Raw genomic sequence first — 10,426 nt, 5'->3', positions numbered from 1 at the left:
CCTTGCGTCACGACTTGGTCGTTGCGACTGCCTTGGTGGCCGTCGTCGAAACGCAAGTGGCGCTGCTCAATAGTGCTTGTTGTGCTCGATGACGATCGCTCCTGCATATTGCTGGCTTCGCTCGGCACGGTGTTTTGCTCGGCCCCCAGCGGAAGTCGAACAAAGAAGCACGAACCCCGTCCAGGCTCGCTGTTCACGCCCACTTCGCCCCCCATCAGTTCGGCCACATCCTTGACCAGGGCCAGACCGATGCCTGTGCCGCTGTAGTGGCGCGTGGCGGAATTGTCGATCTGGGAAAAACGCTGGAACAGCAACGGCAGTTTGTCAGGCGCAATGCCGATCCCCGAGTCTTGCACCGCGAGTTCAAAACGCTCGCCATCAATCAGCGTCACTGCCAGGTGCACGGTGCCGCCAGCGGGCGTGAACTTGATGGCATTGCTCACCAGGTTGAGAAGAATCTTCTCGAAGTGTCGGGGATCCAGGAACACCGTGCCGAGCGCAGGATCGATGCTACTGGTCAGGGTGCAGCCTTTGCCCTCGGCCACCATGGCGGCATCCTCGGCCAGCACAGCAACCATCTTGTTCAAGTCAATTGGCGCCGGACACACCTCAAACTTGCCCGCTTCGGCTTTGGAGAAATCGAGAATGTCATTCACCCGGTTCATCAAGCGCAGTGCGTTGCGTTGGGCGCGGTCGATTTGCACATGCCAGTCCGCCGGCGGGATGGTCGCCGCCGAGAGCTGCTCCAGAGGGGCGAGAATGAGGGTCAGGGGGGTGCGCAGTTCGTGGCTGACCGTGGCGACGAAATCGCTCTTTGCCTGGTTGGCCGTCTCGGCCTGGTTGCGCGCCTGAATGAGCTCGACGGCCTGCGCCTCCAGCACCTCGGTCTGTTGATGCAGCGTGTCGGTCCGTTCGGCGACCATTCTCTCCAAGGAGGCCTGCACTTGCTGTCGTTCGGCCTCAGCCTCAGCCTCCAGCACCCGGATGCGCAGGGCATTCTCCTGGAACACCCGTACGGCGCGGGTCATGATTCCAATCTCGTCGCCGCGTGCGGCGCTGGCGATCTCGGCGTTCAGGTCGCCGGCCGCAAGCCTGCGCATGACCGAGGCCAGGGCCACGATGGGCTGTGCGATAAATCGCGACGTGCTCCAGGCGATGGCGCCGGCTAGCAGGATGGCGACGGTACCTGCAATTATCGTCGCAAGCATGCCGCGATCATTGTGGACCAAGGCGTCGGAGCGCGCCTCTCCAGCGAAGCGCGCAACCAACTGGCCGGCGCTGCGAGCCTCGTCGCGAACCTGATCGCGTGCATCGCTCAAAGCGTTGCTTGCCTGATGGAACCTGGCGAATGCCGCCCGGTAGCCGGCAATCTGATCGCTGACCGTCAGGGGCGTAGCCTTGGCTTGCGGCCCCACGGACGAAGGCAGAACGCGCGCGAGACGGGAAAGTTCATCAAGGATGTGGCCGACAGAGCTGGCGACCTCGGCTGACGGTGACAGGCGAAACGACAAGGTCTGCGCCTCCAGGGTGGCAACACGCTCGGCGAAACGCTTGGACAACGCGGCGGCATTGTGCAGCAAGCCGGTGGCTGCCTGAATGTCGCTTGCATCATGAGCAACGCGCCCATCCACCTCACTCAACATTGCCTCGAGGTGCTCGACCACATCCCCGACGACGGCGAGCTGCCGCAACGCCTCGCCTCCCCGCAACTTGGGCGCCTCGCCAAGGTGCTCTACCGTCACGCAGGTAGCAACGACCGCTGTTGCCAACTGGTCGAGGGGCTCTCTCTCCTGCGGCTCCCCCATCACCTCGCGCAATTGCTCGACCACCGGCGGGAGTGCCGCGCAGGCGCTGTGCGCCGCGGCCGCCCCGTCACCGGTCACCAGCATCTTGGCCACATTGGCGATGATGATCCGTTCGCCGTTGCGCAGGATATCCAGGATGCGATGGGCGCTTTCAATGTTGCTCACCTGCGCCTGGTGCTCAGCGGTGCGGGCGTCAAGCCCCTTCAGCCCATCGGCGATGCCCTGTTCGACCAGGATCGTCGCCTCTCGCATCCGGCCGTAGTGGGCTGTCATGTTCTCCGTTTCGCCATCCATGGTCAGGGTCGCCGCCCGCAAAGCGGCGATCGCCGCGGCGAGCCTGTCCAGACCGCCCTTGAGCGATTGCGCCTCTGCCACCGCAATGGCGGTAAGGCCGGCAATAGCGGTCGCCACCATGCCTTCGGCTTGGGAGAGGCTTTCCTGGTCGCGGGTGGCGATGAAGTTTTCCACCCGCTCGGTGGCCCCGTTGACCGAGGCCAGAATTTCTGCGGAATGGCTGGCCGAATCCACCGAACGAACCATGCCTCGCAGGCCATAGAGGTTCACTAGCGATACCGCCAGCATCAGAAACACCAGTGCGGCGACTGCCAGCCCGATCCTGACGGCAATGGGCCTGTCCGTGGTGGGTCTGAATGTCAACACGGCGCCTCGCCTCCTCGCTCCCCGTCCACCACTACTGCTTCGTCACCTCCGGCAAAGGCGCCGGCGGCGCCGTATGGTTGATGGCCGCGTCGATCATCGCCGCAACGGAAGCCTGGCTGTAGAAAGGATTGGCGGCGCCGCCCACCGGCATAGTGGCGAGCCAAGCGTCCAGGTCCTTCGCATCGATGCGTACCAGCGGCACCTCGACGAACTTCGGCACTTGCTTGCCCGCCAGAATCTGCTGGGCCACCCAGAACCCCACCTGGGAAACGCTTGGGGAGGCGGAGACCGAGACGGTCTCGTAGCCATTGGCATCGCGCTCCTGTTTCCACAGGGCAAGTTCGTCCTGACGGTTCCCCATCACAATGATCGGCAAAGGGCGCCCCGCCGCCTTGAACGCCATGGCCGCGCCATAACCGTCGCCCCCCTGAGTCGCGACGGCATCAATGCTGGGCAGCGACGGCAGTGCCAGCGCCACCTCCTTGCGTGCGACGGACGCCGTCCAGTTCCCGTAAACGGTCTTGGCGAACTTCAGGCCCGGGTAGTCGCTGGCGGCTTTGCGAATGCCGTCACTGATGTTTTTATCGGTGGCATCGCCGGCAATGCCGCGGATCTCCAGCAGTGTTCCGTTCCCCTTGAGGCGCTCGGCGATATAATCCATTTCCACGCGGCCCATGGCGGACCAGTTGTAGTCCACGGTATAGACGCAGCTTTCGGTGACCAGACTGGCCATGACGACCACCACGATGCCAGCGTTGCATGCATCGCGAATCACCCCGTTGAGGGCCGTGTCGGACGCGGCCAGGATGACGATGGCGTTCACGCCTTTGACGATCATGTCCTGGATATGGGCCGCCTGTTCCGCCGCCGAGTTATTGGCGCTGACCACCGGAGCCTCGCGGACCAAGCCATCCTTTTGTGCTTGGGCCGCCACCTCCTGCCAGTTGCGCACCATCACTTTGCGGAAATCACTGCCCGCGTAGGAGTTGCTGAAGGCAATGCTATAGCTTGAGGTAGGGCCGCCGGCGATGCCGCCATCGGCAGCTTGGGCTGGATTGGCGGCAACCATCGCCAGCCCGGTCACACAGCCGGCGAGGCGCCATAAGATTTTGTGGAGTGGTTTAGTGTTCATGCGGCTCTCCATGTCCTTGGGATTTACCAAAAGTAATCCACCTGCATTTGCCGACAGTCTGGATCGACTGCTCGACCTGGTTGGAGAAGTCGGCCTTCAGATTGGAGATCGTCGACCCTGTGAATGAAGCGCCCAAACGCTCACGAACTGAGGAGATATTGCCCATTGATCAAGCTGCGCCCCTGGGCACCGGTTACCGGATTGCTCATTCGGTCATTCCAATCATAGAACCGGGCACGAAGAACCAGAGACATACAGACTCCTTTCCTTGGCGGCTGAAAACCGAAATCAGTACATTGCCTGCAGTGACACTGAGCATAGTCTCAAGGTGCCCACTTCGCTCGCGGCCATGAAGGATTTCAGCGAGACTCTGCTTGTCGTGATGGGCGGGAGTCGACCAACAGAGCAGATCCTAACCTTCCTCCTTGGCCTCAAGCGCACGGTAGTGGTCAATCTTGACTTGCAGTGCAGCAACGGCCTTTTGCATGGCAGCAACTTCGGCCTGTACATCCTGTAAATGGCTCTCCAGCATCTGGCGGCGTTCGGCAATCGTTGAGTCCCCAGCGCTGCGCAGCTTGGCGAATGTTTGCATTTTGCCGATGGTCATGTGAGTGGTGCGTAAACGCAGCAAAAACTCCAGCCACGCCATATCAGTCGGCGCATAAAGCCGTTGCCCGCCGGCCGCACGGGCGACCGGTGCCAACAGGCCGATGCGTTCGTAGTAGCGCAGGGTATAGGCCGTAAGGCCGGTGCGCTTGGCGACCTGGTCAATCGTCTGGTAGGCGTTCATAAGCACAATCCTTGGCCATCGGTGTTCGGTAATGCACCCGTCCCGCTCACTCGGGAGGTGCGGCAACAACTTTGATGCCTCGTTTGGCAAACACTTCCCGCGCTGCGCTGATGCCATTCAACGCGCTGGGAAAACCAGCATACACCGCCATCTGGATGATGATTTCAACGATCTCCTCAGGTTTGCAACCCACATTCAGCGCCCCCTCTATATGCACCTTGAGTTGAGGTTGCGCGTTCCCCTATGCGGTGAGGGCCGCGATGGTTGCCAACTCGCGTGTGCACAGAGCGACACCAGGCCTGGAAAACACATCACCATAGGCGAAATCGACTATCCATTCACCCAGCTCGGGCGAGATATCGCTAAGCGATTTGACCACGTTGTTGCCGGCGGCCCCGGTGATTCTTTCCAGGGTCTCTACCCCTTTCACTCGTCGACTATCCGGGTCAGTTGCCGACGCCGGAATTGCGATTGCTGAAAGCACGAGCCCGGTTACAGCGCTCAGTTTTTTAAATGTCATGACCTGCCTCCTTGTTTAAGCCGCGCAACGGACCTGGCCGTTTTGGCGGTGCAACAAGGAGGCTATTGGTTAGAGTGCGCTCTAAGTCAAGCGCCAGTTGCTTTCAGCTAAAAGGGCCCGCAGCTAAAGGGAGCCCCAATCACATCATCGTCACACCACCGCAGTTGCAATCGTTCTGGAACGCCAGGCAAAAACCAATACCATCAGCAGCCCCAGACCCGCCATTGCCGCTCCAGCCAGGGAAATCGCCGGATAACCCAGCCCGGTATTGATCACCGCTCCGCCCAGCGCTGCACCCATCGCGTTACCCAAGTTGAAGGCGCCGATGTTCACCGCCGAGGCCAGATTGGGTGCGTCCTTGGCGGCTTCCATGACGCGCATCTGTAGCGGCGGCACCAGGGCGAAGCTGGCGATCCCCCATATCAGGATGGCAACGGCGGCCGGCAGCGGCCAACGCATCAGTACGGTGAATGCCAACAAGACCAGAATCAGCGCGCTCAGCGAAACGATCAGGGTGCGATCTATCGAGCGGTCGGCGGCCTTGCCGCCCCACATGTTGCCCAGCGTCAACCCCACACCGAACAGCATCAGCATGGCGGTGATGTAGGCGGTTGATGCATGGGTTTCGCTGCTGAGGATCGGCGCGATGTAGGTGAAGACGGTAAACATTGCACCCGAGCCGACTACGGTCAGGGCCAACGCCCCCAGCACCGGTCCACGGCCCAGCACTCGAATTTCGGCCAGTACACCGACGCGTTGTGGCGCTTGCAGATTTGGTAGCGCGAACCACAACGCGGCCATGGTTACCACGCCGAGTCCGGTAATACCCCAGAATGCGGTGCGCCAGCCGAACAGTTCGCCAAACCAGGCGGCCAGCGGCACACCGCCGATGGTGGCCAGGGTCAGGCCCAAGAACATGGCCGCCACCGCCCCGGCGCGTTTCTCCGGGGCGACCACGCTAGCGGCGACGATGGAGCCGACGCCAAAGAACGCACCGTGGTTCAGTGAGGTCACCACTCTGGCGACCATGAGGCTGTAGTAATCGGTAGCCAGGGCTGACATCAGATTACCCAGGGTAAAAATCGCCATGAGTCCGATCAGCAGATAGCGCCGGGGAATTCTGCCGGTGGTCAGGGTCATCAGCGGCGCGCCGAGCAATACGCCCAAGGCGTAGGCACTGACCAACAAACCTGCGGCGGGAATGGATACGCCGAGATCCGCAGCGATGCCCGGCAACATGCCCATGGGGGCGAACTCGGTAACGCCGATGCCAAAGGCACCAATGGCGAGTGCGACAAGCGGTGGATTGATACGCATGGAAGGCTCCTTATCTATGCCGCCAATGCTACGATCCAACTTTTTCAGGCGGTAGATAGCATTTCTGGCAATCACCTTTGCGTACGGAGCACAAATGGACTTCAACGGCAGATCAGGTGAAATGAGCGTGTTCGCCACCGTGGCGCAGGAAGGCAGCCTGTCAGCCGCCGCGCGTGCATTGGGGCTGAGCCCCTCGGCGGTCAGTCGGATCATCGCGCGTACTGAACAACGTCTTGGCACACGCCTGTTGTTGCGCACCACCCGAGCGATCACCTTCACCGCCGAGGGCGAGGCTTACCTGCGCGGCGCCCGCCGTATCCTGGCCGACATGGCCGAGGTCGAAGAAGCCATCGCCGACCAGGGCGTGCCCCGGGGCCGTATACGGGTCAGTGCCGCCCTCGGCCATGGGCGCCAGACCATCGTTCCCTTGGTGGCAGCATTCAGCGCCCGCTACCCGAACATCGTCGTCGACCTCACCCTCGGCGACGAAGTGGTCGACATTCTCGGCGGCCAGGCCGACGTGGCGGTACGCTTTGGCCATCTGCCCGACAGCCCGCTGACCGCACGAAGGATCGGCGACACCGGCCAGGTCGTGGTGGCATCGCCCGAGTATCTGCAGCGCCACGGCATCCCCCGGGAACCGGAAGACCTGCTACGGCACAACTGCCTGCGCTTCAACTTCCGGCGTGCCGAACCCAACTGGCCGTTCATCCGCGACGCAAATGAGTTTTCCCTGAAGGTCAGCGGCAACATCGAATGCAGCAGTGGTGAAGCGCTGGCACAACTCGCACGGGTAGGCGCTGGCATCGCGCGTATCGGCTATTTCACCGTAGCCGAGGACCTGCGGCGCGGCGATCTGGTACCGCTGCTGGAAGCCTGGAACCCCGGAGACCGGGAGCCGATTCATGCGGTGTTCGTAGGTGGTTCGGCAATGCCGGCGCGGGTGCGGTTATTCGTGGACTTCTTGCTGGAACATCACCGGATGTAAACGGGTAACGTCACCTGCCCCTTTCGGATGAAAGCGGACATTTGCCAAGCCCCGACTATGGTTCACACCGGTGGCTGCCGCGCCTCGAATAGCAGCCACCTTACGCATCAAGAGCATCGGTCAGTTATTCAAGAATTTGACCACCAGAGGATTCAATTCAGCGGAACACTCCTCCGGCAACCAGTGCCCACAATTGGGCAAGACTTGGCCTTCTACATTCGTCGCGTACTCTTTCATCTGATCCACTTGAAATTGCCCCATTGCGCCGTGCCCTCCACCGCCGATTGCCAGCACGGGCATGTTCAGGGTGGTCTTCGACAGCTCGACGTTTTCAGCGACCGATTCGTTAAGCGCTCGGTAGTATTCGAACGACGCGTTCAGCGTATGAGGCTTGGCGTATGACTTGGCGTACAGATCGAGCAGCTCAGGCGTGAAGACATCCTTGTTGGTCGCGTGTTCTTTGATGAAGTGCGAGAGGAACAGCTTTTCATGCCCTGTGATCAACTTTTCGGCCAACTGGTCGCCAGCGGCGAAGAAGCTGAAATGCCAGACCAGTGACTCACCCTGTGGTGAGAATGCCGGGAAATCGTACATGCGCTTGTCGGGAATCGGTGCCTCCATGTACACCAGTTTCCTTATCTGGCTTTGGTGCGTTACTGCCATTGGATAGGTGTTCCAGATACCGATGTCATGCGCAACCAGATCAAACGGCTGATTGCCGCTTAGCTGTGTCGCGAGGGCGAACAGATATTTCGAGACGTCAGTGCCGGTGTAACTGGTCTTGGGCGGTTCCGACTCGCCCAGACCCGGTAAATCCACCGCAACTACGGTGTGAGTCTTCGCAAGTTCGGGCATCAAGCTGTGCCACTCATACCAGGCTTGACCAAATCCGTGGACCAGGTAAACCAAAGGCCCGGAACCGCCTTTCACATAGTGGAGCCTGACGCCGTCTATGGTTTTGAATTCACTCTTGAATCCCGCTGGGACAGGAAACTCTGCCGCTTGAGCCAAGCATGGCAAAGCCAGGGTGATTGCAACTGCGGCGAGGGCCAATCTAATGCGCCTTTTCATTTCATTTATCCATCAAGTTATGACTGAAAATTACGACCATGCGAAGGCGTGCTATCCCCCGATCAATGACTGTGGATCGCCTGGGTGGTGTGCCGTTGACCTTGCGGAAAACCATGCGCCCGTGCCCGAAACGCAATGGCCAGGCTGATCAATAACAACGCCAGCAACACGCCCGGAAATGCACTCGTTCCCCATTGGCCGAGTAACACGCCACCCAGCAGTCCACCGCCGGCAATAGCGCTGTTCCAGACCACTACGTTCATGGAGAGCGCAACGTCAGAGCCCTTACCTGCGGCGTCGGCGAGTGCTGTTTGCAGCAGGGTGGCCGCGCCACCAAAGGTCAGCCCCCAAATAAAGACACCCACGTAAATGGCCGCGGCGGAGCCTGAGAACACTCCAATGAAAATCGAAACCGCTGCGAATGTCGCAAGGCTGGCCAACACGGTTGTTCGCAGGTGCCGGTCAACCAGTCGGCCCGTGAGCCAGATGCTGGTAAGCGCCGCGACACCAAATGTGAGCAATACCAAATCGACGTCACTGTTCAGCCCAGCCTTGGAAACGAAGGGCGCGATATAGGTGTAAAGAATGTTGTGGGCCAGCATCCAGGTGAAGACGACAGCCAATACCGAGCGGACGCCAGGGGTGAAAAACACCAGACGTAACGGCATGCGCTGTGAGGATGATTGGCCTGGGTAATCCGGCACTTTGATCAGCACCCATACGATCAATACCAGGGTCATGCCGGACATCAATCCAAAGGCCATGCGCCAGCCCATGAATCCACCCAGCCAGGTTCCCATCGGCACACCCAACGACAACGCGATGGGCGTACCTACCATCGCCACCGCCAATGCGCGCCCCTGCATATGCGGGGCGACCATGCGCCGTGCATAGCCCGCGATAAGGCTCCAGGCCAGCCCCGCTGAAACACCAGCGAAAAACCGTGCAATCAGCGTCAGCCAGTAATCGGAAGACAGCGCCGTGAGGGAGTTGAATGCCAGGAAGCCGACAATAGTCACCAGCAGTACCGTTCTGCGGCGCCAGCTTTGCGTGGCAATGGTCAGCGGGATTGCCGCCAGCAACGACCCCAACGCATAGACTGTCACCATCTGTCCGGCCAGAGACGCAGAGACACCCAGGCCACTGCCAATTTCGGGCAGCAAGCCCGCTGGCAAGGTCTCGGTGACAATGCAAATGAAACCCGTCATGGCCAGTGCAAGTAATGCCCCAAGCGGAAGCTTTGCGCTCTGTCGCTCATCTGTAGTCATTTGCCACCTCACATATATACTGATCGGTACAATATGAAGGTGTGCCGCCATCTAGTCAACGACTTATATATCGATTAGTATTTAATTGATCGAGAGGAGGCTCACATGGCACAGATGGGACGTCCACGCACCTTTGACCGTGGCGTGGCGATTACTCAGGCGATGCATTTGTTCTGGGAGCACGGCTATGACGCAACATCACTCAGCCAGCTCAAGGCAAATATCGGCGGCGGCATCACCGCACCCAGCTTCTACGCTGCATTCGGCTCAAAGCAGGCGCTGTTCAATGAGGTGATGGAACGTTATCTGAACACCCACGGCCGGGTGACCGATAGCCTGTTTGACACCACGCTCTCCCCGAGAGAGTCGATCGAGCTTACGCTGCGGCGCTCCGCGAAAATGCAGTGTGAGCCCGACCACCCCGCAGGGTGCTTGGTGGCGCTGGGTCTGTTGAGTGCCTGCACGGATGAGAGCAAAGCCATCTCGCAGCCCCTGGCTGACGCCAGATCCTTGAACCGTGCCAGGATGGTGGAGTGTGTCGAACGCGCTATCGCATCCGGGGAGCTGCCAACCACGGTCGTGCCCGAGGCATTGGCCACGGTGTTTGACAGCTTTCTGTTGGGGATTTCGGTACTGGCCCGAGACGGTGTGCCCCTCAAACAGATAGATGACGCGGTGACGCAAATCATGACGTTATGGGATGCATCGTGTATCCGTCGTCCGGCTATTGGTTCAGGCAATCCCTAAACGGCAGTAAACAGCGAAACCTCGTTCCCAGCAAAGGCATCGGTATCGATGCCAATCAGACTGAAAGGCGCTCTTGGGCTGTTGATGAGCGTGTTGTGCCTGAAGAATGTCCGCTTTGGGTCGAGAGT

At 60.2% G+C, this 10,426-nt stretch carries 10 protein-coding genes; 2 read left to right on the top strand and 8 right to left on the bottom strand.

What is annotated here, in order from left to right:
- The 6 genes from GSM73_RS28005 to GSM73_RS26000 form a co-directional block, all read right to left on the bottom strand.
- The coding region (locus tag GSM73_RS28005; protein ID WP_372241418.1) for an ATP-binding protein at positions 1-2,465 on the bottom strand (2,465 nt) is incomplete at its 3' end.
- 31 nt (positions 2,466-2,496) lie between these two features.
- Positions 2,497-3,597 (bottom strand): ABC transporter substrate-binding protein, encoded by a 1,101-nt coding sequence (locus tag GSM73_RS26015; protein WP_256677096.1) that lies wholly within the window; start codon positions 3,595-3,597, stop codon positions 2,497-2,499.
- A 412-nt stretch (positions 3,598-4,009) separates the two neighbouring features.
- Positions 4,010-4,387: a MerR family transcriptional regulator gene (locus GSM73_RS26010; protein ID WP_047230139.1), complete on the bottom strand. Its 378-nt coding sequence runs from the start codon at positions 4,385-4,387 to the stop codon at positions 4,010-4,012.
- Positions 4,388-4,433: 46 nt separating this feature from the next.
- Entirely contained in the window at positions 4,434-4,604 is a 171-nt protein-coding gene (locus GSM73_RS28345) for a carboxymuconolactone decarboxylase family protein (protein ID WP_372241413.1), read from the bottom strand.
- A 24-nt stretch (positions 4,605-4,628) separates the two neighbouring features.
- The gene (locus tag GSM73_RS28340; RefSeq protein WP_372241412.1) at positions 4,629-4,907 is read right to left on the bottom strand and encodes a carboxymuconolactone decarboxylase family protein; all 279 of its coding nucleotides are present in this window, start codon (positions 4,905-4,907) and stop codon (positions 4,629-4,631) included.
- Positions 4,908-5,057: 150 nt separating this feature from the next.
- On the bottom strand, positions 5,058-6,224 hold the full coding sequence (locus GSM73_RS26000; protein ID WP_160894299.1) for an MFS transporter: 1,167 nt from the start codon (positions 6,222-6,224) through the stop codon (positions 5,058-5,060).
- Positions 6,225-6,318: 94 nt separating this feature from the next.
- Between GSM73_RS26000 and GSM73_RS25995 the strand changes: the two genes are divergently transcribed.
- On the top strand, positions 6,319-7,212 hold the full coding sequence (locus GSM73_RS25995) for a LysR family transcriptional regulator (protein WP_160894297.1): 894 nt from the start codon (positions 6,319-6,321) through the stop codon (positions 7,210-7,212).
- 120 nt (positions 7,213-7,332) lie between these two features.
- Here GSM73_RS25995 and GSM73_RS25990 read toward each other — a convergent pair whose 3' ends face one another.
- Complete coding sequence (locus GSM73_RS25990; protein ID WP_160894295.1) at positions 7,333-8,283, bottom strand: alpha/beta fold hydrolase; 951 nt, start codon at positions 8,281-8,283, stop codon at positions 7,333-7,335.
- Positions 8,284-8,345: 62 nt separating this feature from the next.
- Positions 8,346-9,551 (bottom strand): MFS transporter, encoded by a 1,206-nt coding sequence (locus GSM73_RS25985; protein ID WP_160894371.1) that lies wholly within the window; start codon positions 9,549-9,551, stop codon positions 8,346-8,348.
- A 105-nt stretch (positions 9,552-9,656) separates the two neighbouring features.
- On the opposite strand from GSM73_RS25985, the gene GSM73_RS25980 reads away from it, so the two are divergent.
- Positions 9,657-10,298 carry a TetR/AcrR family transcriptional regulator gene (locus tag GSM73_RS25980; RefSeq protein ID WP_160894293.1) on the top strand — a complete coding sequence of 214 codons (642 nt, stop codon included), beginning with the start codon at positions 9,657-9,659 and terminating at the stop codon, positions 10,296-10,298.
- The last annotated feature ends 128 nt before the right edge of the window (positions 10,299-10,426 follow it).

Source organism: Pseudomonas sp. PICF6, from assembly GCF_009831705.1.
GTDB lineage: Bacteria > Pseudomonadota > Gammaproteobacteria > Pseudomonadales > Pseudomonadaceae > Aquipseudomonas > Aquipseudomonas rhizophila.
The sequence above is the reverse complement of the archived record's forward strand: the minus strand, read 5'-3'. Positions and strand labels throughout refer to the sequence as shown.

Bases quoted from the DNA above. Each gene is read 5' to 3' on its own strand.
- GSM73_RS26015 (WP_256677096.1), bottom strand. From the start codon at position 3,597: ATGAACACTAAACCACTCCACAAAATCTTATGGCGCCTCGCCGGCTGT.
- GSM73_RS26010 (WP_047230139.1), bottom strand. From the start codon at position 4,387: ATGAACGCCTACCAGACGATTGACCAGGTCGCCAAGCGCACCGGCCTT.
- GSM73_RS28340 (WP_372241412.1), bottom strand. From the start codon at position 4,907: ATGACATTTAAAAAACTGAGCGCTGTAACCGGGCTCGTGCTTTCAGCA.
- GSM73_RS26000 (WP_160894299.1), bottom strand. From the start codon at position 6,224: ATGCGTATCAATCCACCGCTTGTCGCACTCGCCATTGGTGCCTTTGGC.
- GSM73_RS25995 (WP_160894297.1), top strand. From the start codon at position 6,319: ATGGACTTCAACGGCAGATCAGGTGAAATGAGCGTGTTCGCCACCGTG.
- GSM73_RS25990 (WP_160894295.1), bottom strand. From the start codon at position 8,283: ATGAAAAGGCGCATTAGATTGGCCCTCGCCGCAGTTGCAATCACCCTG.
- GSM73_RS25985 (WP_160894371.1), bottom strand. From the start codon at position 9,551: ATGACTACAGATGAGCGACAGAGCGCAAAGCTTCCGCTTGGGGCATTA.
- GSM73_RS25980 (WP_160894293.1), top strand. From the start codon at position 9,657: ATGGCACAGATGGGACGTCCACGCACCTTTGACCGTGGCGTGGCGATT.